We start from the raw sequence: 23,554 nt of genomic DNA on the forward strand, positions 1-23,554 counted from the left end.
CTTTCGGAACAGCTTATTTATAATAACATTTTCATTACTGCAAGTCAACAACTTTTTTAAAACTTTTTAAAGTTTGTAATCTGTTTGCAACTCGTTCGTAACGACAGATATAAATATAACACCATTACGTTAACTGTGCAATACCTTTTATAAAGTTTTTTTGAGATAATGTTGTTTTTCTTTTAAACCCTAGAATCCACTCTATTGAAAGGCATGAAATTATAATTAAAAAACAAAAACCGAATTGGACTTACCAGGATCAGGAGCTACGCCCATGATCCCAGCCATCCGAATTCGGCCCTGCAATCAAAACCATTTTGCTTATATTTAGCGATGTCTCATTAAAGGGAATAACAGGACGTCACGTATGGAAGGAGAATTGGTCAATAGCATAACCAAACGGTCAACACCAATTCCAAGTCCGCCAGTCGGCGGCATTCCGTATTCTAATGCCTCCAAGAAATCTTCATCCATTTCATGAGCTTCATCATTACCTTGCTCTCGTTCTTTCAATTGAGCTTCAAAGCGTTGACGTTGATCAATTGGATCATTAAGTTCAGTGAAGGCATTTGCGTGCTCCCTACCTACTATGAATAACTCAAAACGATCTGTGAAACGGGAATCTTCCGGATTTTTCTTTGCTAAAGGAGAGATTTCCACTGGATGCCCATAGATGAATGTAGGTTGAATTAACTTATCTTCGACCTTTTGTTCAAAGAATTCATTTACGATATGGCCGAACTCCATGGATTCCTTAACTTCAATCCCATTTTCTTTAGCAAGCTGCTGGGCTTCTTCTTTACTCATTTCAGTCCAGAAGTCCACACCGGTATATTCTTTTACAGCGTCAACCATGTGAAGTCGTTTCCATTCCGGTTTTAACTCTATCTCATACTCCCCATACTGGATGGTAGTCGTCCCAAGAACTTCTTGAGCTATATGGGCAATCAAGTTTTCCGTTAAGCTCATGATATCTTGGTAATCCGCATAAGCTTCGTACAATTCGATCAATGTGAATTCAGGATTATGCCTTGTGGACACCCCTTCATTTCTGAAAACCCGGCCAATTTCATAAACTTTCTCCAATCCGCCAACGATCAAGCGTTTTAGATGAAGTTCAATGGCAATCCTTAAATTCAAAGGCATATCCAAAGCATTATGGTGAGTAAGGAAAGGTCGTGCAGCTGCTCCACCAGCAACAGAGTGCAATAGCGGCGTCTCCACTTCAAGGTATCCATGATCATCCAAATACCTTCTCATGGCTTGTACAATGCGACTGCGCATGATCAACGTATTTTTGCTTTCTTCATTTGTAATTAAATCAACATAGCGTTTCCTGTAACGCTCTTCAACATCCTTCAAGCCATGAAATTTATCAGGCAACGGGCGAAGCGCTTTAGCAAGGAACACATATTCTTTAGCTTTAATGGAAAGTTCCCCGACTTTCGTTTTGAAGATAACGCCAGTTACCCCTACAAGATCACCAAGATCCGTTTGGTTGAAAATTTGGTAAGAATCTTCCCCTATGTTATCCAAACGGACGTAGATTTGGATTTGGCCGCTAATATCCTGGATATGGGCAAATCCCGCTTTTCCTTTTCCGCGCTTCGTCATGACACGGCCAGCTATCGTAACTTCAATTTCTTTTTCTTCAAGATCTTCTTTTTCTAATTCACCATAAGCACTGATTAACTCTTGCGTGTTATGTGTGCGCTCGAATCTGCTGCCGAAAGGGTCTAGTCCATTATCCATCATCGCTTGCATTTTATCGCGTCTTACCTGCAGTTGGTCATTCAATTCTTCATGACTCACGAAAATCATCTCCATCTTTATTAATAAATGCCTTATATAATTAATCAGAAATTCTTTTGCATACATATTTATTCTTACATAAAGTAAAGGAATTCAACAGCTTTTTATCATAAAACATTGTTTATGTACATATAAAAACTGCCAGGATTTCTGGCAGTTTAAGATAAGCGTATTATAGGAAAATAGGAAGGTAATGTCAAACATCAGACCATTTGGATATTTTGTTGCTTCGCTTCAATATCATCAACAAGTCCATAGAGAAGCTTCACAACATCTTCCCTTGTTTCACAATCATTAATTCCTTTGCGTGCCGTAGCATTCCCTTTAACACCCTTTAAATACCAAGAAGCATGCTTACGCATTTCACGAACGGCGACATTTTCATTTTTCAACGCAATCAGACGATCCATATGAAGCACGCAAACATCCATCTTTTCACGAACTGAAGGCTCATCCATCAGTTGACCGGTTTCAAGATATTTTACAGTCCGGTAAATCATCCACGGGTTACCTAGAGCTGCACGGCCGATCATGACTCCATCAACACCCGTTTCCTTCAGCATTCTTTCCGCATCCTGTGGAGTTTCCACATCACCGTTACCGATAAGGGGAATATTAATTGATTTCTTCACTTCACGGATGATGTCCCAGTTAGCTTTTCCTTCATACATTTGAACACGTGTTCTGCCATGCATGGAAACAGCTTTACCACCTGCGCGTTCAACAGCCTGAGCATTTTGAATCGCAAAAACGTGTTCATCATCCCAGCCTATGCGCATTTTTACCGTTACCGGCTTTTCAACAGCATCAACCACCGCTGAAACCATCTCATAAATTTTGTTTGGATCGAGAAGCCACTTCGCACCCGCATCACATTTAGTGATTTTAGGGACAGGGCAGCCCATGTTGATATCAATGATGTCAGCTGTTGTATTTTTATCTACAAATTGCGCAGCTTCAACCAAGGATTTCTTCTCACCGCCAAAGATTTGCAAACTTAACGGCTTTTCTCTTTCATCTATATAAAGCATATTCATCGTTCTAGCATTTTTAAGAACGATTCCCTTGTCACTGACCATCTCCGCACAAACAAGACCAGCACCAAATTCCTTGACAGTCAAGCGGAATGCCGAGTTACAGACTCCCGCCATCGGGGCCAGCACTACCTGGTTCTTCATTTCTATATCGCCTATTCTTAACACGTTGTGACCCCCTATAACATTCTTTCATTTATCCTCAGGTGGCTGAAGCTCCTCAATGGAAATATGAAGAATTTCCGCCACTTCCAGTAAAAATGCTTCTGAAGGGTTACGGTTCCCTCGTTCAACTTCTCCCAGCAAGGAAACGGAAACACCTATCTCCCTCGCAAACCCTTCCTGGGTATAACCCTTTAACTTTCGAAAAGCGCGAATACGCCTTCCCCATTTTTCACCTTCCATAATCGAACTCCTTCTTTATCCGAAATCTGTTCAAGCAGGTCGCTCAAAGGTGCACGCATTTGCGGAAGTGATATATCTGGGTCCACTTCCATTAAAGGCACGATAACAAAAGCCCTCTCGCGCATACGAGGGTGCGGGACTGAAAGAATCTCTGTCTCAATATTTTCATGATTATATAACAAAATGTCAAGGTCTAAAGTACGAGGACCCCACCTGATTTCCCTTTTTCTCCCTAAATCCTGTTCAATTTTCATACAAGCGTGAAGTAATTGTTCGGGTTCTAAATCGGTTTTCACTTTAAGGACAGCATTTAAAAAACAGTCCTGGTCTTCATATCCTATCGGATCCGTTTCATATAAAGAGGAGCATGACACCAATTTGATATGCGGGCTTTCAGACAATAATTGGAAAGCCTTTCGGAATGTTTCAAGGCGATCACCTAAGTTCGACCCTATTGAAAGGTAAGCAATATTTCTCACAATCAGCGTCCCCTTACAATCTCTATAGCAACCGAATCATAGTGACCTGCTATTGGAGGATCTGGTTTATAAACCTTGACGGTGCATGTCTCGATGGAAGAATATTTATTAAGCAGTTCAGAGGCGATTTTTTCAGCGACAGCTTCCACTAACTTAAAAGGTTCTCCCTCAACAACATTTTTACACACTTCATATAACTCGCCATAGTTGATTGAGTCTTCAAGGTTGTCACTCTTTCCTGCCTTGGCTAAATCAGTCTGGACGATTAAATCCACTTTAAATCGCTGACCAAGCTTCGTTTCTTCCGGAAAAACTCCATGATAACCGTAAAACTCCATTTTATTCACATATATCTTATCCATATCTCATTCACCTTTTCCTAATAGAGCATCCATCATCTTTGCAGTCCGTGCCATTTCCTTCACATCATGTACGCGAACCATTTGACAGCCTTGTTGAATGCCATGACAGATTGTGGCGGCCGTTCCTTCCATTCGCTCACTAGGCGGCAGGTCCAGAACATGTCCAATCATGGACTTTCTTGATGTGGCTAACAGAACTGGATAACCTAACGATACCAGCTTATCAAGATTCCTCATCATTTCTAAATTTAACTTTAAATCTTTCGCAAAGCCAATTCCTGGATCGAGTATGATGTTTTCATCCTTGACACCTGCATCCTTCACCAACATGATGCTTTCGAATAAATCTTGAAGTACATCCCGAACAAAATGTCCATATTCCATATTACCCCTGTTATGCATCAAGATGATCGGCACCTTATATTCCGCAGCAACCTTCGGCATCAAGGAATCGGCTTTACCTCCCCAAATGTCATTTAATATATGGGCTCCTGCTTTTACCGCCGCTTCCGCCACTCTTGATTTATACGTATCGACCGATATTGGGACCTCAATATTACGGGATATGGCCTCTATAATCGGGGCGACTCTCTCTATTTCCTCTTCCTCCGATATCCTCTCATAATTAGGTCGGGTGGACTCTCCGCCTACATCCAATATATCCGCTCCATCGTTGACCATCCGTTCGGCATGCTTCAAAGCAGCATCTATCCGATTATATTTCCCGCCATCCGAAAAGGAGTCCGGCGTAACATTCAAAATCCCCATAATTAAGGTTTTATTGCTGTAATCCAAATCAAATGAACCGCACTTTATTTTTGACGCTCCAGCTAATGACATCCAACGTTCTCCTTCACTTAAAGAAATCTATATATACGAGTTTACCCATTTACACAGGCATAGTGCAAGCTCCATGAAGATTCGGAACACTTCTGCAAACATTACTGCAAAAAGAAAAGCAAAGCCCCTAAGGAACTTCGCTTCTCATTTTTAGTGTCTTGTCTTACTCAAAGTTATATAATGGCGTACTTAAGTAGCGTTCACCATTACTTGGTATGATGGCAAGTACCTTTTTGCCTTTTCCCAGTTTGTCAGCCACTTTAACGGCAGCTGCGATTGCACCTCCAGAAGAAATTCCGCCAAGGATTCCTTCTTCTTTTGCTGCGCGGCGTGCATAATCAAAGGATTCCTCTGTATTGACTTGAATGATTTCGTCATAGAGATCTGTATTCAATATAGTTGGAATGAAGCCTGCTCCGATTCCTTGGATTTTATGAGGTCCTGGAGTCCCTCCCGATAATACTGGGGAATCCGCAGGTTCAACAGCGTAAATTTTAATGTCAGGGAATTTCTCACGCAGGACTTCACCGGCACCTGTAATGGTTCCGCCAGTACCGATTCCGGCAACGAATGCATCCAGGCCTTCATCTCCAAAGGCTTCAACGATTTCAGGGCCTGTAGTGTTCCGATGTACTTCAGGGTTGGCTTCGTTTTCGAATTGCTGTGGAATGAAGTAACCTTTTTCTTTAGAAAGCTCAGTCGCCTTTGCGATTGCACCCTTCATTCCTTCTGGCCCAGGAGTAAGAACTAATTCTGCGCCATAAGCGCGAAGCAAGTTACGGCGTTCCAAGCTCATCGTCTCCGGCATAACCAGAATTGATTTATAGCCCTTTGCCGCAGCTACCATCGCCAGGCCTATTCCAGTATTTCCGCTTGTAGGTTCAATGATCGTATCACCTGGTTTAAGGGTACCATTTTTTTCTGCCGCTTCGATCATCGCAAGGGCGATACGGTCTTTTACACTGCTGCCTGGGTTAAAATACTCAAGTTTCAAATAAATATCTGCACTGTTTTCATTTTGAAGCTTGTTTAACTTAACAATAGGTGTTTGTCCAATTAAATCGATTACAGAATTAGCTATACGTGCCATTTTCTCCACTCCCTTATCATTTCAATACCGAGTATGTTTATTGGTTTTATAATTTTAAAGTTACCAGTTTTAATAGTTCATTGTCAATGATTATATACTATATTCTAAATTTTCTCACACAACCATTGACCTACTTTTCTTCCTTCAATCCATAAAACCATTCTACATCAAATTCGTCCCAGAAAATTTTCCCTGAGACCGGTGCCTGAATCTGTTCAAGAGCTATTTGGCGGCGAATCTTGTCTTTAACTTCATCATATTCATATTGCTTGCCCTCTATTCTTTCATGCAGGTAGAGAACGGCCCAGCCATCCTCCGTTTGGATTGCATCACTCCACTTTTTAACCTTTAATTTCTCGGCAGCGGTAATGTATTCCTTGGATACTTGCTCGTTATCCTGTGATATATAACCCATGTCGCCCCCTTGATTGGCAGTAAATTCATCAAGGGACTTTTCCATCGCCAAGACTTCAAAGGAGACACCTTTCTCCAGTTCACGTATGACTTGGTCTGCCTGCTTTTTTGTAGACGTGGTAATATGGGAAATATGGAAAGCAGTAGGGATTCTATAGATATCCTTATTATTATCATAATAATTCCGCATTGCCGTTTTGGAAACCGAAACGTCCTTGGTGAGGAGCTTCTCGAGGAGGAGACTCGACTGAATTTCCTGCCTCAATTGATCGTTACTTTTATTAAGGTTCTGACCGGCAGTCCCATACATCGTTTTCATCATTTTAAGTTCACGATCTAGCTCTTCATCCGAAATTTTCACTTTGTATTTTTCAGCTGCCTGTTTCACTACCTCTTTATCGACCATTTCCTCAAGTACATCTTCCCCATATCTTTTTTCAAGCTCATTCATCCATGCGTCCCGGGAAATATCCTTCGACCCGACCTTCGCGGCCGTTTCTTCCCCAATGACGGTTTTTGAAATGATTAGTGGTTTTATGACAAAGATAATGATAGTCAATAGGTTCAACAAGGCAAGGCCAGCAATAATCGCCCGAAGCTTGTGTTTTGGCAAACCCTTATCCCCCGTACATTATTTTTTGGTTTCCGCTTCCAGTTCCTCAAGTTCTTCCTTAGAGAATTGGTAGGTCTGATTACAAAAATGACAATGCGCCTCCACTTGTCCGTCTGTATCAATAATATCCCGAATCTCAGCCTGCCCCAGGCTGATCAATGCAGTCGCAATTCTTTCCCTTGAACATTGACAGGAGAATTGGACATCCATTTTTTCTAATATATTCACATTGCCCTCACCTAAAATTTCGGTTAGGATTTCTTCAGGAGTCATGCCGTTTTGAATCATCTTGGAAACAGGAGTAATCGTGCTTAGTCTTTTTTCGATTTTCGAAATCGTATCTTCGGATGTACCCGGCATCAACTGAATGATAAATCCGCCCGCTGCAAGGATTGAATTATCCGGATTCACCAGGACCCCAACCCCCACTGATGAAGGCACCTGTTCGGAAGTAACAAAGTAATAAGTGAAATCTTCACCCAGTTCTCCAGATACAAGCGGTACTTGCCCTGAAAAGTAATCACGAAGACCAATATCTTTCACAACAGTCAACAAACCATCGGTACCCACCGCTTTCCTGACATCCAGCTTACCTTGCTCATTCAAATCAAAGTGGGTTTGCGGATGTGTGACATATCCGCGGACTTCCCCCTTTGCATTGCTGTCGACCAGGATGGATCCAATCGGACCACCGCCCTCGATTTTAATCGTCAGCTTTTCTTCACCTTTTAACATTCCACCCATCATAACGCCTGCCGTCATAGCTCGTCCAAGGGCAGCCGAAGCAGTGGGCCATGTATAATGGCGTCGCTGAGCTTCTCCTACGGTGTCTGTTGTTGAAACAGCATATGCACGAACCTGTCCTTCATAACCTAACGCCTTTATTAGATAATCCTTCATTTATATTGCTCCTTTCATGCTTTGTGTTACTTCTTCACTTGCTCACGATTACGTTTATAAATCAGCTGCAAACCCTTCAAGGTCAAAAATGGCTCCACAACGTCAATAACAGTAGACTCATTTGCAATTAAGGTAGCCAGTCCGCCTGTCGCTATTACCGTTGGTTCTAGATTACTTTGCGCTTTAATTCGATTAACGATTCCTTCTACCTGCCCAACATACCCATACAAAATGCCAGCCTGCATGGCGGACACCGTATTTTTCCCAATAATCCCTTCCGGACGGCTGATTTCTATTCTCGGAAGTTTGGCTGCCTTTGAATAAAGTGCCTCGGTAGAAATATTTATACCCGGGGCAATGGCTCCGCCCATGTATTGTTTATCCTCATTTATGTAGCAATATGTAGTTGCCGTACCAAAATCCACGATAATGAGAGGGCTTCCATATTCCTGAATGCCAGCAACAGCATTAACGATTCGGTCCGCTCCCACCTCACGGGGATTTTCGTATTTAATATTCAATCCAGTTTTTATTCCAGGTCCAACTATAAGCGGTTTAATTCCAAAGTATTTTTTGCACATGCGTTCAAGCGCAAACATAATTGGCGGAACTACCGAAGAAATAATGATTCCATCAAATTGATCAAACGCAAGACTTTCATGTTGCAGCAAAGACTTTATGATCATTCCATACTCATCTTCTGTCTTGTGACGGTTAGTCTCAATTCGCCAATGATATTTTAAAATATCTTCATCGTATACGCCTAATACGGTATTCGTATTCCCAACATCCAATACAAAAATCATCGTTTCATCACTCCGGTAAATTATTCTCCAACATCATACCACACTGTTATTTCCCACGCTATTAGTCGCACTTTTCGGAAGGTATCCCAGGAACTTTATCATAATTAATTTAAGAGTTAAGAAAAGGGTATTTCCGAGGCGGAAATACCCTTTTGAATTTAGTCGATTAAGACTTTTTATTGTCGTCTTCGTTCGGGAAGGAAAGCGGCTGATCTTGAGGTGCACCTTCTTTGATTGGAGGAGTATTCAATCCTTCCTCCGTTATTTCAAGGTCCTCAGGTCCTCTTTTATCCAATGGATCTAATAGGGCCTCTTTTTCTTCCTTCTTCTTATTGATGTTCACCTTGACATTCTCATCAGTGGTTAGATTCCCATTCAGGGCCGTATAATCGCGATCTGGCAATTTACCATTATGGAATAAACCTTTGATTTGTTCCGCATCAAGTGTTTCCACTTCAAGCAGGGTTTTTGCAACCAAATCAAGTTTTTCACGATTTTCAGTAAGGATTTTCTTACATCTTTCGTAAGCTTCCTTGATGATACGTTGAATTTCAAGATCGATTTCATATGCTATTGCATCTGAATAGTTTTGATCATTGTTGAAATCGCGGCCTAGGAAGACCTGACCTTGAGAATTACCGAATTGAAGCGGTCCGAGCTTGCTCATTCCATATTCCATAACCATGCTACGAGCTATGCCCGTTGCACGCTGGAAGTCGTTATGCGCACCGGTACTCACTTCTCCGAATGTAACTTCTTCGGCTACACGGCCACCCAATAGTCCTACGATTTTATCTTTTAGCTCAGGTTCCGTCATGAAGAAACGATCTTCTTTCGGCAGCATAACTGCATAACCGCCGGCTTGACCACGAGGGACAATCGTAACTTTATGAACGATCTCGGCATCATCCAGAACCAGCCCAATAATGGTATGGCCTGCTTCATGCCACGCTACGATATTTCTTTCCTTTTTGGAAATGACACGGTTTTTCTTGGCAGGTCCGGCGATAACGCGATCCGAAGCTTCATCCAAATCGGACATGTCGATCTTCTTCTTATCTTGACGGGCAGCAACAAGCGCCGCTTCATTCAGTAAGTTTTCAAGATCTGCACCAGAAAATCCTGGAGTACGCTGAGCGATCGCTTTCAAATCGACTGTTTCCGCTAATGGTTTATTGCGTGCATGCACTTTCAGCACTTCTTCACGGCCTTTAACATCAGGGCGGCCTACCGTTATTTGACGGTCAAAACGTCCCGGACGCAATAGTGCCGGATCCAATACATCAGCACGGTTAGTCGCAGCGATGATGATGATTCCTTCATTACCACCGAAACCGTCCATTTCCACCAGTAATTGGTTCAATGTCTGTTCACGTTCATCGTGACCGCCACCTAGACCTGCGCCACGTTGACGACCGACTGCATCAATTTCATCGATGAAGATGATACATGGTGCATTCTTCTTAGCATTTTCAAACAAATCACGAACACGGGATGCACCGACACCCACAAACATTTCAACAAAATCAGAACCACTGATTGAGAAGAAAGGAGTTCCGGCTTCACCAGCTACTGCTCGTGCAAGTAAAGTTTTACCTGTACCAGGAGGCCCAACTAAAAGTACCCCTTTAGGAATACGGGCTCCAAGCTCGGCATATTTGCGAGGATCTTTCAAGAATTCAACGACCTCAACAAGTTCCTGCTTTTCTTCATCCGCCCCGGCAACATCATTGAAGCGAACTTTTTTCTTATCATCATTATACAATTTCGCCTTACTTTTCCCGAAGTTCATGACGCGGCCACCGCCGCCGCCCTGAGCTTGGTTAAGTAAAAAGAAGAAGAGGATAAAAATGATTACAAATGGAATGATGGAAGTGAAAAATGTCACCCAGCCACTTGTTTTTTCTGGAGGTTCCACAGTGATGATGTCCTTACCCAATTTGGTTACGGCATCATTTATCCGACTTTGCGAATATTCACTGAAAGGCACGTACGTCACAAAGAATTTGTTTTCCTCATAACCTTTGAGCTTTCCTGTGATTTCAAATACACTGCTTTCGGGCTGCATCGTCAGTGCAGTAACGTCCCCATTCTCCAAATGCTTATAGAATTCATCTTGGGTCATTTTCTCCGTTGGTTCATTGTTATTATTAAAAATGCTTACAATCCCAATGATGACCAAAAAGATCAGTAAATAAAATATGGTATTACGGAAGATCCGATTCATCCCTTACCTCCTCCCACGGGTAAACAAACTATAGTAAATACTATCATATAAAATTAATGAATTACAATAATTTAACACCGCTGTTTTTATCTGGTCTTCCCTTTCAAACTTGTACGATTAATTCGAGTAAATTTCAGGCTTCAATATGCCAATATACGGGAGATTACGATACTTTTCCGCAAAATCAAGACCATATCCGACAACAAATGCATCCGGAACGATGAACCCGGCATAGTCCGGAGCGATATCCACTTTCCTGCCTGTTGGTTTATCCAATAAGGTAACGATTTTAATTGATTTTGCTTTTCGATAACGGAAAAGTTCCGCAAGATAGCTAAGAGTCAAACCGCTGTCGATAATATCTTCGATGATTAAAATATCCCGGCCTTCAACCGATGTATCAAGGTCCTTGATGATTTTCACTTCACCGGACGATACAGTGGAGTTACCATAGCTCGAAACATCCATAAAGTCCATTTCAAGATGTGTATCCACACGTTTCAGTAAATCTGACATAAATGGCATGGCGCCTTTCAGCACTCCGATGGCCAATGGGAACTTACCTTGGTAATCAGCTTCTAGCTGCGCACCCAATTCCCTTATTTTCAATTGAAGTTCTTCCTCTGATATTAAAACTTTTTCAATGTCGTTTTGCATGGTCATTGTAATTAATTGCCCCCCATGAAGAATTAAGCTTTTTTATATTCTAAGTAAATTAAAGATTTTTCATCAGAAATTATATCCGGCTCGACATTCGACTTCTTTAAACCGGGCAGCCAAATCGCCGTTCCCGTTTGATCGATGATGACCGGCCACACATTTCTTTCTAGCATCGGGATCTTTTCATTAATAAAAATATCCTTTAACTTTTTAGTTCCACCTAATCCCTTGACGGCCATCCGTTCGCCTTCATTCCTGGTTCGGACTGTAAGCGGAAACTGAACAGCTGATTCGGGAAGAATAAAAGAATGATTTCCCCTAAGTACCGGAATTTCTTCTTTTATATAGTGCGCTTTAATCTTATATCCATTCGGAAGAATAGTCTCACCGGGAATTTGTAATTTTAGGGAATATTCACGGCTTTTTTGCCGAAAAAATCTAAACGTGCAAGTTTGATATGATTTTTCCGCAATAAGGCCCTCCGGAAGATGCAATTCTGCAGATGGTTGAGGATTCAAAAACAAAACTAAAAGTTGGTCAATATGTAATGCCGAAAGCGATGAAGGTCTCTCCAAATAAAGATAGTTTAATATTAGTTGAATCGCCCTTCTTTGTAAAGGTTTAGGCATCGCGAGAACCTTACCAATCTGAATAACCGCTTGATCTTTATCCTGCTGGATCCAAACATCGGACATTTTACTTGAAACCAGGTTCAAAAAAAACTCTTCATCTTCATATAGCTCTTCACTGAATCGTTGAAAATGCTCATGAACCTTTCTATTTTCTTTCTTTAAAAACGGAAGAACTTCATGTCTAAAACGATTTCTTGCATAGACACCCGTTTCATTGCTCGGATCAAACCTTGGTTCAATATCATGAAGGCCCGCATATTCGATTATTTGACTTTTCGTGATTTCAAGAAAAGGCCTGATCAGATCCCCTGTATGAAAACGTCTCTTTATAGGAATACCCGCTCTTGCCTTGCCTGTCGCGCCTCTTGTTAAACGCATGAGCATCGTTTCTATTTGATCATCTCCATGATGCCCCAGGACAAGCGTGGAGGCTTGATGCTTATCCATCACTTCCTCATAGAAAGCAAAACGCAGCTTTCTTGACGTTATTTGTGAACTTTCCCCCGTCTGTTCCATCCAGGCAGGAACATCGATCCTTTTTCCCTCAAATGTAATGCCCCACCGTTCACAAATATGCTCGACATATTTATAATCCCCATAGGATTCTTCACCACGAAACATATGGTCAACACTAGCTACGATCATCTCGTAATGAAAAAGAGGTTGAATTTCCTTAAGGATATGGAGAAGCACCAGCGAGTCCGGTCCTCCGGAAACGCCTATTAGCAACTTCGAGTTTTCCTTAATCAATTCGTTTCTATAAATGGTGCTCAGAACTTTTTCCTTTAACATACAATCTTCCTTCTTTATGGACAGGCATTAGTTTTATACGATTGAATCATGAAATGGTTTCAACCATTTCATGGCATTCACCTATTAACTATATCATAACAACTGTTCATATATGTAAAGAACATAGAGCATCGATATGATGGCAACCAGTAAAAACGTTTCAAAAAAACCGCCGCTTTTCTTTTTTGATTGGTTTTGGGACCTTCTTGCTTGCCTTGTTGAAGGCTGCACGGTTTGGTGCTGACCCGTCGCTGTCTGGTTCGGGCCCTTTTTCTTCGAATGATTTTGCTTACTTAGCACCGTTACCAGATCCTCCCGCATTTGGATGGCTGAGTCATACTGTCCACGGAGCGCCTTATCCAACATCTTCCTGTATGGATGCAATTCCTTTTTCTGCTTAATTAAGTCGTTAAGCTGTTTATACCCCTCCCCTTTCTTCTGGAAACGTCCGGGATAGGCAGAATTGATTATAATCATTGCTACAGCGAACAAGTCATATTGCGGATCGGCCTTTCTTGATCCAAGTCCCCAGTACCCCCTGTCAAAAAACTCGGTGAATTCTTTAACAGACCGCCCGATCAAGGTGGTTCCGCCAACATCCACGCACCGTACCTTATAGGCTGGTGATGTCACGATCAAATTCTCGGGTTTCAAATCACCGAACACCCAGCCATTGGAATGCAAGGCAGACAAGCTTGTTAAGAGCTGAAGCATCAAGACTCCAATCCATGACGACCCTTTCTTATCAATGAAATGCAAAAAATCGTGTCCATGGATATATTCCATGACATAAAAAGGGAGCTGCTTTCCTGTTTTCATGAAATCATCCGCTTCCAAAAAGGAAGGTCCAAGGGTAGACCCCTGGACCTTTGAAAAGGATTTTAGGATATTCATCTCCGAAATAATGGACGTCCCATTATCACTGAGCTTTAAAGCATAATGACGATTTCCGCTTTCAACCAAATAAACGATTCCGTTCGCTCCACACCCCAATTCCTTAATTATTTTGTACTGGTTTTTATTCCATTTTCCAGTGACCAAACTGCCAGGCAGAAGTTTACATTGATTCCTCAAAGTATTGTTCATCATCATGTGATAACAATCCCCTCAATGAACGTTTTTTATTGAAATGAGTTAAAGCTTCACGAATGGCTGGACCTGTCGGAGTGAGTCCCCCTGTACTGAGCTTAGGAAAAGTTGCCGTCAAGGCTTCGAGGTTCGGGGTCCAATCCAGCAACTTTTCAACGTCATTTCTTTTCCCAGGAAATACGAATACGGAAAAACGGCTGTCACCCATCCTTGCATTCATACTAAGGGAAAGATCTAATAAGGAATCTTTTACTGTAGGCAGTTTATGTTTCATGCTTGCACTGGTATCAACAAGAATCAGTACTTCGAGCTTGCTTGTTTCCCCAAGCTCATCGACCACCTCCATCACCTCTCCCCGTTTATCCGGCGGAAGATCCTCCATCGTTTTTGAATCTCCTAGTATTTGTTGAAGTTCGCGATTGATAACTCCCTGTATCGTTTGAGTCATCGCCTTTTGTGTCACCATCTGGACGGTTTGGGACAACTGCTGCGAATAGACTACTTGACTTACGCCACCTCCTGAACCAGCAATCTTCTCGATTTCCTTAAGTCCCTTTTCATCTATCACATCATTTTCCATTACACCTATGACATTGATGGTTATGCCTTGCTCCCTTGCTAATTCAGCCATGGCAGACGGCTCCTCACCATGATTTGAACATCCGTCGGTTATAAGCAAAATCTGTCTTAATGTTCCTGCTTTCATGTTTTGCTCTCCCTTCCTATCAATTTGTTACCATAATTGACTAAAAAAAGGGAAATTATACGCAAAGGACATTACATCAAGTCATATCATGGAGCGTAATGATTGAAAAGAGTTCATCCCTTTACCTTTTATCCTTCTTCCATTTACACCACCTCATTTTGGGTTTTATTTATTTTATATATAAACGGCCCCTACTGGGCCTTTTTACGTTTTGGGGAAACGGGAATGGATGCCCATTTCGGTGTGTTATGCTTAATTTTCGATGTTACCACTGTCATGTCATCATCTATGATGCCTTTCGTTCGGATGACCTCTTCCAATATTAAATCAGAGATTTCCTGCGGATCGTCAGTTTCCATTTCCTTGATTTTTCGTTTTAGCCAGAACTCGATATTTTCGACATGTGAGGGGCCATCGAACACTCCATCGCTCATCATGATTAATATATCCCCTGCCTTCAGCTCTTCTGATACTACATCAACATCGAAATCCTGGATGATTCCCATAGGGAGGTTACTTGATTCAATTTTTATTATCCTATCCCCCCTTTTAATGAAACTCGGTATCGAACAGATTTTTAAAAACTTAGCCCTTGCGTCCTGAAGATCAATCATTGCCAAATCAAGAGTCGAAAATATTTCATCGGTAGTGCGTAGAGATAATACGGAGTTTACGGATTTAATGGCTATTTTTTCTTCTATTCCCGATTGTAAAAATTTTTGTAGCAGCTTCAATGTTTCTGTACTTTCAAAATGGGCCCTTTCCCCATTTCCCATTCCATCACTGATGGCTATTGCGAATTTGCCGCAGCCAATTTCCATGGTCGTAAAACTATCTCCTGATACAAGCCCTCCCCCCTTGGCAGCATGAGCCACACCCGTTTCGACCGTGAATTTTTTTGCTGACCTAAATATCACCTCACATTGCCCGCTTGGATACGTTGCACACTCTTCTGAATGTACGACTATCGTTTCCCCTAAAATGTCTGAAAGCATAGGTGCAATCAACTTTTCACATTCCCCTCTGCCCTGGCAGTATGGGACACTCATCTCTATATCAACATTTCCTTGTTCTAGACTGTATATTTCCACATGGCCTATGTGCAGGCCAAAATCCTGGATGGCTTCCAAAATGGATTCTTCATGTACATGATGATTCTTCCTTTCCCTTTGTATTTCTTTTGCAAAATCATCCATTACTGCCGAAACGCCCCGCAGTTGATCCGCCACTAGCTTCCGACTTTCCTTCACCTGCCTTTTTAATTTTTGGTTAGCTTCAAAATAAGTGAGCTCCTGTGATATCGCCCCAATCACCTGAGGCCCGCGACTGCAATATTTCCCCCATTCTTTCGAAGTTTTTTGGGGGAGCTGACCATTATTTTCACTTAATTGAAGCATAATTTCCTGCATGCCGTCATAGGTTGTATTAAAGTTCTTGGACCAGCATTGTTCCTTTTTAAAACAAAGCTGGCACGTCTTTTCCGTTACATTACTTAAGAAGTAGTCGAATTCTTTCTCATCTTCCTCCAATCTTCCCCTTTCATCCACTTGGGAAAAGCTATTAGAGAGCGCCTCAAATACATGTGAGAATTGCTCCACCCTTTGAGCGGTGACATCCCTCACTTTTCGGGCATACTGCTGCTGTTCATCAGAATTCTCGACTGTTCCCGGTATATGTTTCGCTATTTTGTTGATGATGGATGACGGTGTCAATATAAATAGGGCCACAGCTATAAGTGATTCATAAAGGGTCACCATAATATTATTGGTGCCCTCACCATATAAACCTATCAGTAATGTAGCAATCAAGAGGCCGCTGGCAACCCCTATCTTCCTTCCCTCCTTCAACAGTCCGCCCAGAAGCCCTGAAAATGCGAGAAGGCTCATTTGATATAGACTGGCAATACTCGCCAAGCTGAATATCAATCCAGTAACAACGCCTACAGTGGAGCCTATGGCGGCCCCTCCCGCCAGCCCGAAGAGGAGGACCAGGTATCGCGAGAATATATGGTCGAGTGATAAATCGTATATCATCCAGCCGATGGTTCCGGTCATCACCGAAGCAAGCAAGATGATGATGCTGACAATTTCCTCCGTCTTTAATGACTGGGACTTTGTCCTAACGGTCAGCATCGGGATGGACTGTATGAAGATTAAAGTTAAAATCATCGCGAGTCCCGCCTCTACTCCTATCATCATCAAGTCGTACAGCTGAATCGTTCGAAATACCAGATATTGCTCGGCCAGGTTGACCAGGAATAGTGAAGCGAAGACGTACATCGACATCGTCTTGAATTGTCCTTCCACGGCGGGCTTCTTGATCTTATGAAATAACAGGAGCAGGAACGCCGATGCAAAGATGACTAAACTATTCGAATAGTGAACGGTCAGCCCACCTGCAATCAATCCGAATAAAGCCAGTGGAGCCCTATCACGTCTCATGAGAAACACGGCTGCGAAAAACGGAAGTCCAAATGGTGCCAGCTGCGAAAGAATTAAAGCCCTTCCTAATAAAAAACCGATGATTGCTAAAGAGATACCTTTTTTTATGAATATGTCTTCACTCTTCATTTGCAGTTGTTGGATCCAATTGATGGCCCCTGCCTTCGCTTCTTTTAACTGAACATCTCCAAGAGGTTCCATCATAGGTCTTTCCACTTTTTCCATTTCAACACCCCATTCGTATTAGTGATTTTTATTATAAAGAGGGCTTGTCTATTTTTTTGTCAGAATTTTATAAGCGGATAAGAAAAACGTTCGACGAAATTCTTCTTGAATAATCATTTGTATACAGGTTTTTGTGCCATTTTTTCCAATACAGAAACGGGTGTTCTTTTTTTTTTGAAGAAAAGCAAAGTTTTTAGGTTATTTTTGCGGAAAATAACCCGAATAAATAATCAGGAAATGGAAACCGACAAACTTTAATATTTTTGTTGACATTTTTTCCTCACGAATGTAAGATATAACTTGTGCTTCAGTAGCACTTACCATTATGGCGGCGTAGCTCAGCTGGCTAGAGCGTACGGTTCATACCCGTGAGGTCGGGGGTTCGATCCCCTCTGCCGCTATCTTTTATCATGAAACTTACGGCCCGTTGGTCAAGCGGTTAAGACACCGCCCTTTCACGGCGGTAACACGGGTTCGAATCCCGTACGGGTCATCAAATACCAAAAGCGCCTCTGCACACTTATATCAGTAAGTGTACAGAGGCGCTTTTTTCATGTCGTACTATAATAAAAGAAGACAAGCCGGCAAGCTTGCCTTTATCTACACTATGAATAATTTCACAGGAAAAGTTGCTAAACTATTATTTTTCAGCAGCAGTTTTATCCGCGTCTTCCTCCTCGACCTCCCCGTTTCGTTTCGGTGCTACGTTTTAGGGTCGTTAAGCGGTCTTCGCTATCTTTTAAGAATTTAGCCATTTTTTGCTCAAAGTTTTCTTTCGGTTGGAAACCATTGCCTTTCGAGCGGAAGTCTTTGGAACGGCTGTCATTCCCTCTACCTTGGCGCGGACGTGGTGTGTATGCAGGTTTTTGCTCAACTTCAGGACGGTCTATCGCTTTTTTTATGGACAAGCCAATCTTGCCATCTTTAACGTTGATGACTTTCACCTCAACTGTATCGCCCACTTTTAAATGATCATTGATATCCTTGACATAGTTATCAGCCACTTCACTGATATGGACAAGACCGGTTGAACCTTGAGGTAGCTCTACAAATGCACCAAAATTAGTTATGCCTGTTACTTTACCTTGTAACTTGCTGCCTACTTCGATTGACATAAAAAAAATGTTCCTCCTTAGAAATGTTAAAAAAATCTCTTCACCCTATATTATAACGAAAGTAAAAAAACAGTGTCAATATTAGTCACTATCTTCCTTCCCTTTTGGAAGGGTAAAAATGATTTCACCTTTTTCAGACAAGAAATAATCCCGTCTTGCTATTTTTGCTATATAGTCGTCATCATTAAGCTTTACGATTTCTTCTTTAAGAAGGGTCTCGTCTTTTTTCAATTCAGCTAACTTTCCCTTCAATTCTTGCTTTTGCTGAACTTTCTCATCCAGTGCAACATTTTGCGTTATGAGGGTGGAAACGGCAAAAATCAAAAAGACAGCGGCGAAAACTGAGTAAAGGGTTAATCTACGCATTAAACCACGCTTCTTTTTTTCTACGGTTTGTACTTTTTTCTCTTGTTGAGCGACGTAGGGATTTTCTATTTTTGCCACTTTCCTTTTACGCAGGCTACTCATTTTTTATCGCTCCTCATTTCTTTTTATTTCTCCATCCATTTAGCGTTCTAAATATAGAATTCTTTATTTTCAATAAAATCCCTTTTCCTTTATTATAAAACTTCCCGACGTTTTTCGTAACAAAAACCGGCAATAAATTCCATATATAAGTCAGAATCCATTTTAATGGTCTCCAGAATATATTCAAAATAAAGAGAAGTATTTTCCCCGCCCATTTTAATAAGGCCAAAACGAACTTACCTATCCCGATGATGATGGCCAATATGGATACTATTACCCATTTTATCGGTAGAAATATCAGCATGTGAACCGAATTCGCTATAAATCTCGCCAACTTTATCACAAGTATTATCAAAAACTCCAAAAAACGTTGATAGAATCCTTTGAAAAGTGCTTGATAAGCTGAAAAACCGCATAATAAGGCCAAAAATAAATAGAGGCGAAACTCTCCCTCATTCACTAAAAACAAAACATAAAAAATAAGGAGACCCTGAATGATCCAGAAAAGGAAGTCATGGATGAATACAATCCACCTTTTCCTTTCTGAACGATTCAGGAACCGGCTATACGTATCCAGGGCAGCTCCAAAGCCACTGCCCATGCCTATCATCGCAAGCAACGTATAAAATTGGATCGTTAAGGTCATTTGAACAACTTGCCAAAGAATCCTTTAGCTTTCTCCCCTGATTGCTCATCTAAATAAACAAGGTCGAAAATCTTTCCCTTAATGGAAACGATGCCTTTATCAACATCCAAATTCTTCATTTGCAAGTTTTGGCCCCGGATAGATAAGAATCCCATTGACGTTTCGAGCAGAAACTCTTCATTATCAAAGCTTTCGACTTGTTTGACACCAGTAATATCAAGTAAACGGCGGCCTTTCATCGTTACATCATGCTCTTGGGTCGTTCCCTTTGTGTAACCAGCATTCGGATCAATATATTGGCTCATTTTATCATCCCTCACAGTACCACTGATTTTGTACAAGTGTATGTCCGTAAGAGTGGAAATAGAACCAAGCCTGTCCTTACTCCTCCGCTAGCTTTTCTTCCTTTACGATGGTATACATATCTGCAGCCGCTTCTTTTTTCGTCGTTTCTTGAATTTTATCGACACGTACCGTAACAAGCTTTTGACCGAATCTTACTGTCAGCTCATCGCCATCTTTTACATTCGAACTTGCTTTGGCCTGTTGTCCGTTAATCGAGATTCTCCCTTTATCCGCAACTTCTTTCGCAAGTGTGCGGCGCTTGATCAACCTTGAAACCTTTAGGAATTTATCCAATCTCATCGACATTCAAATCTCTCCCTTAATTAAAGTCCTTTTGCTTTTGCTTCATCCCAATATGAATCCAATTCTTCCAATGTATATTCCTCAAATTTTTTGTCTGCCCTTTGAATGCACTCTTCTATATATGTAAAACGCTGGTGGAATTTCTGGTTTGCTTTGTAGACGGCTTCTTCCGCTTGTATGTCATAATAACGTGAAATGTTGACAAGCGCAAAAAAGAGGTCGCCCAGCTCTGATTTTATTCTTTCGGCATCCCTGTTCGGACTTAATATTTCCTCTTCCAATTCCTGCACTTCTTCCCTGACCTTCTTCCAGGCTTCGGAAACCTCATCCCAATCAAATCCAACCTTCGCAGCCCTTTTTTGATACTCTTCGGCCCGAAGTAAGTTTGGCAGCGATTTCTCAATACCATCCAGTATGGATTTCAGAGCTTTTGATTCGCCCCCCTTTTCACCTTCTTTGATTTTTTGCCAGTTCACCAATACATCTTCCTCACCGTTCACTTCAACATCTCCGAATACATGCGGGTGGCGCCGAATCATTTTTGCCGTAATGCCTTCAATCACATCATCTATCGTGAACATGCCCTCATCTTCACCGATTTGTGAATGAAGCATCACCTGAAGCAGGACATCCCCAAGTTCACCAACCATACCCTCATCGTCACCTTCATCGATGGAATCAATCAGCTCATATGCTTCTTCTATTAGATATTTCTTCAAGCTTTCATGAGTTTGTTTCTTATCCCACGGACATCCGTCAGGACCTCTAAGTTCTGCGATGACCCGCCGCAGCTTAGAAAACTCCCTATACCGTAAAGCTTCATCTTTAACGGGCGGAACATAAACACTCGTCAAGTTACTTAACTCCATCTGACGGTCGAGTTCGAAGAGGGCACATTTTGTCACTTTTTCCTGACTGCTGCCTGCCGCAGTTACGATATATACCTCGTAGTCATCCGGTAGCTTTTCCATCAAAGTCAGCTTCACATCGGATGCACTGAATGCGTCATACACCTGTCCGATTATCATATGCTGGGTAATGTGTAAATCATCCGGTGAAAGATCTGTTCCATCCAATAGCTGAAACCCTTCAATTGGATCGATCCTAACAGCCTGAAACAATGGGTCAAGGAAACTTTGCCCGCCTTCGAGCTTAATGGCTATTCCAAGAGCCGGACCCTTTTCAAGCAAAAGCTGTACTGTTTTTTCCGCAACCATCGGATGCCCCGGAACTGCGTATAAAACGGAACGGTTCGAGGCCTCGTCTAATAATGTTTCGGCAATTTCTTCATATACGTCTTCAAATTGGTCGTGCTTTTCATATATCCCGTCAAACGCCGTGAAATTTATTCCTTCCCTTTTCAAATCCCCGATTACCGGATGATCAGCCGTTCTGACATAGCATTGTCCCGTTTGAATCAATTTTTTATAAATCCCTAGTGGAAGCTGCTCTAAATCCCCAGCACCAAGGCCTATTATCGTAATCTCATTCATGATTTCGTATACTCCTATTCGTTATTATTAATCGTTTAAGCTTTGAACCTGCAGGTATAAGTGAAAGTTCTTCTTCACCAAATAAGCCTGCACGAATGGCGGTCATCACAAATACGGCTGCACCGATCCCTACACCGGTCAAAGCTTGGACCGTAGCTAACAACCGGCTCTCGCCTGAGGTCATCCATTCGAATAAACAATTGAATAAAACAACCGCCGTACCCATGTACACCGTACTCTTCAAGATTATTAGCACATGTCGCTTTTCAATTAATGTCTTTTTGATATGTACTCTCAATACCACATAAAATAGTACCGTCATGATCATATACGCAAGTACTGTTGCCGAGGCTGCCCCCGCGATTTTGTAATGTGGCACCAGGACAAGGTTCAAAGCCCACTTGCTGCCCACCCCCACAATCGTGATGATCACCGGCACGAACGAATGGCCTAAACTTTGAATCACTGCCGCTTCCGCCATTATGAGGGATGTGAATAAAATCGATAAAGAGAAAATTGCTAAAGTAATCGTCCCTTTAACATCAGTGAACAGCATATGATTGACAGGCTTCATCGTCACCACCAGCCCGATCGCAGCAGCGACCCCAATCGTCGCACTTACACGAAGCGCCAATTTGATCTTATTCAATAATTCAAATTGACTTTTACTCTGAACGAATCCGGATATGACAGGTACTAGCGCCAATGCAAAAGAATTAGCCACGACTGTACCTAGCTGAAGCAAAGGCTGTCCTCGATCATATACCCCTTTCCATTCTTTGGCTTCCCTTTCCCCCATCCCCGTTTCCCTTAGCAGGGAGTACAGGTGCAGTGAATCGACAAACTGAAACAAGATAAGGATCAAACCCGTAATGCAAAAGGCCAACCCTTGGAAAACCAGGGCTTTGGAAATTTTGATGAAATTCACCGGTTTGATTCTCATTCGTAAAAAAAGCTTCCATTCTTCTCTTAAAATAACGAAAGCAATAAGCAGTACCAGGCCAGTAATGCCGCCTGTTATCGAACCGAGCACCGCCCCCTTGCCGACAACATAATCAGAGTAGCCCTGATGCACAAATATTGTGGAAAGGACCAGTATCGTCAATACCCGGATGCATTGTTCAGCGACCTGCGAACTTGCCGTCGGTAACATGTCGTTTATTCCTTGAAAATAGCCTCTTAATAGAGAAGAAATGGGCATTAATAAATAGGAATAGGCAACGATTCTCAGCAGACCGGCTAAATGCGGATCCTTCATCCATCCTGCAATCCAATCGGCGCCAAGGAATAGCGCAGCAAACATCATGACACTTATCGAACTTAAGACGACGAATGATGTCACCAATATATCCTTGACCGCAAAGTTATTTTTGGAAGACTCCCGTTCTGCAATAAGTTTGGATATGACTACCGGAAAGCCGATTGTCGATAATGTAAAAGCAACACCGTAGAAGGGATAAACCTGTTGATAGATATAAAACCCGATGTCACCCGCAATGTTCTGATATGGTATGCGATAGGCCGCGCTCAAAACTTTTACGATAATCGCTGCAGCGCTCAAAATCAGCGCACCTCGAAAAAGTTCATTTGATGTTTTATTAGGCTTTTCAGCCATTCTTTTTCCTCTTTTCACTCATATGTGGTAGTTATTATAGCA

23 protein-coding genes and 2 tRNA genes are annotated in these 23,554 nt (G+C 41.9%); 2 read left to right on the forward strand and 23 right to left on the reverse strand.

The features are described 5' to 3' along the window. Positions 1–327 precede the first annotated feature (327 nt). The 16 genes from lysS to spoIIE form a co-directional block, all read right to left on the reverse strand. Positions 328–1,827, reverse strand: a complete 1,500-nt coding sequence (lysS, locus tag AC2YHV_RS25785; RefSeq protein ID WP_170946992.1) for a lysine--tRNA ligase — start codon at positions 1,825–1,827, stop codon at positions 328–330. A 188-nt stretch (positions 1,828–2,015) separates the two neighbouring features. Continuing rightward, positions 2,016–3,014 carry a tRNA dihydrouridine synthase DusB gene (dusB, locus tag AC2YHV_RS25790; RefSeq protein ID WP_034316281.1) on the reverse strand — a complete coding sequence of 333 codons (999 nt, stop codon included), beginning with the start codon at positions 3,012–3,014 and terminating at the stop codon, positions 2,016–2,018. Positions 3,015–3,038: 24 nt separating this feature from the next. Then, a complete protein-coding gene (locus AC2YHV_RS25795; protein WP_034316283.1) occupies positions 3,039–3,251 on the reverse strand; it encodes a helix-turn-helix domain-containing protein in 213 nt (70 codons plus the stop codon). Further along, the gene (gene folK, locus AC2YHV_RS25800) at positions 3,203–3,730 is read right to left on the reverse strand and encodes a 2-amino-4-hydroxy-6-hydroxymethyldihydropteridine diphosphokinase (RefSeq protein WP_034316285.1); all 528 of its coding nucleotides are present in this window, start codon (positions 3,728–3,730) and stop codon (positions 3,203–3,205) included. Before folK ends, AC2YHV_RS25795 begins: the two co-directional genes overlap by 49 nt. A gap of 2 nt (positions 3,731–3,732) precedes the next feature. Continuing rightward, on the reverse strand, positions 3,733–4,092 hold the full coding sequence (gene folB / locus AC2YHV_RS25805) for a dihydroneopterin aldolase (RefSeq protein WP_034316287.1): 360 nt from the start codon (positions 4,090–4,092) through the stop codon (positions 3,733–3,735). Between the two features lie 3 nt (positions 4,093–4,095). Further along, positions 4,096–4,932, reverse strand: coding sequence for a dihydropteroate synthase (gene folP, locus AC2YHV_RS25810; protein WP_095679958.1), 837 nt, complete (start codon positions 4,930–4,932; stop codon positions 4,096–4,098). 163 nt (positions 4,933–5,095) lie between these two features. Continuing rightward, positions 5,096–6,022, reverse strand: coding sequence for a cysteine synthase A (cysK, locus tag AC2YHV_RS25815; protein WP_063574543.1), 927 nt, complete (start codon positions 6,020–6,022; stop codon positions 5,096–5,098). 130 nt (positions 6,023–6,152) lie between these two features. After that, on the reverse strand, positions 6,153–7,049 hold the full coding sequence (locus AC2YHV_RS25820) for a peptidyl-prolyl cis-trans isomerase (protein WP_095679959.1): 897 nt from the start codon (positions 7,047–7,049) through the stop codon (positions 6,153–6,155). An 18-nt stretch (positions 7,050–7,067) separates the two neighbouring features. Beyond that, positions 7,068–7,949, reverse strand: coding sequence for an Hsp33 family molecular chaperone HslO (hslO, locus tag AC2YHV_RS25825; protein ID WP_487374444.1), 882 nt, complete (start codon positions 7,947–7,949; stop codon positions 7,068–7,070). Positions 7,950–7,975: 26 nt separating this feature from the next. Then, positions 7,976–8,755 (reverse strand): type III pantothenate kinase, encoded by a 780-nt coding sequence (locus AC2YHV_RS25830; protein ID WP_034316297.1) that lies wholly within the window; start codon positions 8,753–8,755, stop codon positions 7,976–7,978. Between the two features lie 166 nt (positions 8,756–8,921). Beyond that, positions 8,922–10,982, reverse strand: coding sequence for an ATP-dependent zinc metalloprotease FtsH (gene ftsH / locus AC2YHV_RS25835; RefSeq protein ID WP_082854481.1), 2,061 nt, complete (start codon positions 10,980–10,982; stop codon positions 8,922–8,924). Positions 10,983–11,099: 117 nt separating this feature from the next. Next, positions 11,100–11,639 (reverse strand): hypoxanthine phosphoribosyltransferase, encoded by a 540-nt coding sequence (gene hpt, locus AC2YHV_RS25840; protein WP_063577541.1) that lies wholly within the window; start codon positions 11,637–11,639, stop codon positions 11,100–11,102. A 32-nt stretch (positions 11,640–11,671) separates the two neighbouring features. Then, entirely contained in the window at positions 11,672–13,066 is a 1,395-nt protein-coding gene (gene tilS, locus AC2YHV_RS25845) for a tRNA lysidine(34) synthetase TilS (RefSeq protein WP_487374445.1), read from the reverse strand. A 93-nt stretch (positions 13,067–13,159) separates the two neighbouring features. After that, positions 13,160–14,158 (reverse strand): protein kinase domain-containing protein, encoded by a 999-nt coding sequence (locus AC2YHV_RS25850; RefSeq protein ID WP_487374446.1) that lies wholly within the window; start codon positions 14,156–14,158, stop codon positions 13,160–13,162. Further along, positions 14,124–14,861, reverse strand: coding sequence for a VWA domain-containing protein (locus AC2YHV_RS25855; protein ID WP_034316300.1), 738 nt, complete (start codon positions 14,859–14,861; stop codon positions 14,124–14,126). Before AC2YHV_RS25855 ends, AC2YHV_RS25850 begins: the two co-directional genes overlap by 35 nt. Positions 14,862–15,052: 191 nt before the next feature. Beyond that, positions 15,053–17,527, reverse strand: a complete 2,475-nt coding sequence (gene spoIIE / locus AC2YHV_RS25860; protein ID WP_034316302.1) for a stage II sporulation protein E — start codon at positions 17,525–17,527, stop codon at positions 15,053–15,055. Positions 17,528–17,854: 327 nt separating this feature from the next. On the opposite strand from spoIIE, the gene AC2YHV_RS25865 reads away from it, so the two are divergent. Beyond that, positions 17,855–17,928: transfer RNA gene (locus AC2YHV_RS25865), tRNA-Met, on the forward strand. A gap of 20 nt (positions 17,929–17,948) precedes the next feature. Continuing rightward, positions 17,949–18,020: transfer RNA gene (locus AC2YHV_RS25870), tRNA-Glu, on the forward strand. 166 nt (positions 18,021–18,186) lie between these two features. Here AC2YHV_RS25870 and AC2YHV_RS25875 read toward each other — a convergent pair. From AC2YHV_RS25875 to AC2YHV_RS25905, 7 genes are all read right to left on the reverse strand, one after another. Next, positions 18,187–18,642, reverse strand: a complete 456-nt coding sequence (locus AC2YHV_RS25875; protein WP_034316303.1) for a S1 domain-containing RNA-binding protein — start codon at positions 18,640–18,642, stop codon at positions 18,187–18,189. 81 nt (positions 18,643–18,723) lie between these two features. Further along, positions 18,724–19,110, reverse strand: a complete 387-nt coding sequence (locus AC2YHV_RS25880) for an FtsB family cell division protein (protein ID WP_034316305.1) — start codon at positions 19,108–19,110, stop codon at positions 18,724–18,726. Positions 19,111–19,123: 13 nt separating this feature from the next. Then, the gene (gene yabQ, locus AC2YHV_RS25885; RefSeq protein ID WP_057276506.1) at positions 19,124–19,756 is read right to left on the reverse strand and encodes a spore cortex biosynthesis protein YabQ; all 633 of its coding nucleotides are present in this window, start codon (positions 19,754–19,756) and stop codon (positions 19,124–19,126) included. Further along, a complete protein-coding gene (yabP, locus tag AC2YHV_RS25890; protein WP_034316308.1) occupies positions 19,753–20,061 on the reverse strand; it encodes a sporulation protein YabP in 309 nt (102 codons plus the stop codon). Before yabP ends, yabQ begins: the two co-directional genes overlap by 4 nt. A gap of 76 nt (positions 20,062–20,137) precedes the next feature. Next, a complete protein-coding gene (locus tag AC2YHV_RS25895) occupies positions 20,138–20,401 on the reverse strand; it encodes an RNA-binding S4 domain-containing protein (protein ID WP_057276517.1) in 264 nt (87 codons plus the stop codon). A gap of 23 nt (positions 20,402–20,424) precedes the next feature. Continuing rightward, the gene (yabN, locus tag AC2YHV_RS25900; RefSeq protein WP_487374447.1) at positions 20,425–21,897 is read right to left on the reverse strand and encodes a bifunctional methyltransferase/pyrophosphohydrolase YabN; all 1,473 of its coding nucleotides are present in this window, start codon (positions 21,895–21,897) and stop codon (positions 20,425–20,427) included. Next, on the reverse strand, positions 21,890–23,512 hold the full coding sequence (locus tag AC2YHV_RS25905; RefSeq protein WP_063574549.1) for a putative polysaccharide biosynthesis protein: 1,623 nt from the start codon (positions 23,510–23,512) through the stop codon (positions 21,890–21,892). Before AC2YHV_RS25905 ends, yabN begins: the two co-directional genes overlap by 8 nt. Between the last annotated feature and the right edge of the window lie 42 nt (positions 23,513–23,554).

This window comes from Peribacillus sp. SRI_006 (assembly GCF_057586375.1).

What these genes read in the sequence shown, in the direction of transcription:
- AC2YHV_RS25880 (WP_034316305.1), bottom strand. Translation starts at nt 19,110, where the DNA reads ATGAGTAGCCTGCGTAAAAGGAAAGTGGCAAAAATAGAAAATCCCTAC.
- ftsH (WP_082854481.1), bottom strand. Translation starts at nt 10,982, where the DNA reads ATGAATCGGATCTTCCGTAATACCATATTTTATTTACTGATCTTTTTG.
- AC2YHV_RS25850 (WP_487374446.1), bottom strand. Translation starts at nt 14,158, where the DNA reads ATGATGATGAACAATACTTTGAGGAATCAATGTAAACTTCTGCCTGGC.
- AC2YHV_RS25855 (WP_034316300.1), bottom strand. Translation starts at nt 14,861, where the DNA reads ATGAAAGCAGGAACATTAAGACAGATTTTGCTTATAACCGACGGATGT.
- AC2YHV_RS25830 (WP_034316297.1), bottom strand. Translation starts at nt 8,755, where the DNA reads ATGATTTTTGTATTGGATGTTGGGAATACGAATACCGTATTAGGCGTA.
- AC2YHV_RS25875 (WP_034316303.1), bottom strand. Translation starts at nt 18,642, where the DNA reads ATGTCAATCGAAGTAGGCAGCAAGTTACAAGGTAAAGTAACAGGCATA.
- hpt (WP_063577541.1), bottom strand. Translation starts at nt 11,639, where the DNA reads ATGCAAAACGACATTGAAAAAGTTTTAATATCAGAGGAAGAACTTCAA.
- hslO (WP_487374444.1), bottom strand. Translation starts at nt 7,949, where the DNA reads ATGAAGGATTATCTAATAAAGGCGTTAGGTTATGAAGGACAGGTTCGT.
- yabN (WP_487374447.1), bottom strand. Translation starts at nt 21,897, where the DNA reads ATGAATGAGATTACGATAATAGGCCTTGGTGCTGGGGATTTAGAGCAG.
- AC2YHV_RS25895 (WP_057276517.1), bottom strand. Translation starts at nt 20,401, where the DNA reads ATGAGATTGGATAAATTCCTAAAGGTTTCAAGGTTGATCAAGCGCCGC.
- folP (WP_095679958.1), bottom strand. Translation starts at nt 4,932, where the DNA reads ATGTCATTAGCTGGAGCGTCAAAAATAAAGTGCGGTTCATTTGATTTG.
- AC2YHV_RS25795 (WP_034316283.1), bottom strand. Translation starts at nt 3,251, where the DNA reads ATGGAAGGTGAAAAATGGGGAAGGCGTATTCGCGCTTTTCGAAAGTTA.
- yabP (WP_034316308.1), bottom strand. Translation starts at nt 20,061, where the DNA reads ATGAGCCAATATATTGATCCGAATGCTGGTTACACAAAGGGAACGACC.
- tilS (WP_487374445.1), bottom strand. Translation starts at nt 13,066, where the DNA reads ATGTTAAAGGAAAAAGTTCTGAGCACCATTTATAGAAACGAATTGATT.
- cysK (WP_063574543.1), bottom strand. Translation starts at nt 6,022, where the DNA reads ATGGCACGTATAGCTAATTCTGTAATCGATTTAATTGGACAAACACCT.
- lysS (WP_170946992.1), bottom strand. Translation starts at nt 1,827, where the DNA reads ATGGAGATGATTTTCGTGAGTCATGAAGAATTGAATGACCAACTGCAG.
- yabQ (WP_057276506.1), bottom strand. Translation starts at nt 19,756, where the DNA reads ATGACCTTAACGATCCAATTTTATACGTTGCTTGCGATGATAGGCATG.
- folB (WP_034316287.1), bottom strand. Translation starts at nt 4,092, where the DNA reads ATGGATAAGATATATGTGAATAAAATGGAGTTTTACGGTTATCATGGA.
- spoIIE (WP_034316302.1), bottom strand. Translation starts at nt 17,527, where the DNA reads ATGGAAAAAGTGGAAAGACCTATGATGGAACCTCTTGGAGATGTTCAG.
- AC2YHV_RS25905 (WP_063574549.1), bottom strand. Translation starts at nt 23,512, where the DNA reads ATGGCTGAAAAGCCTAATAAAACATCAAATGAACTTTTTCGAGGTGCG.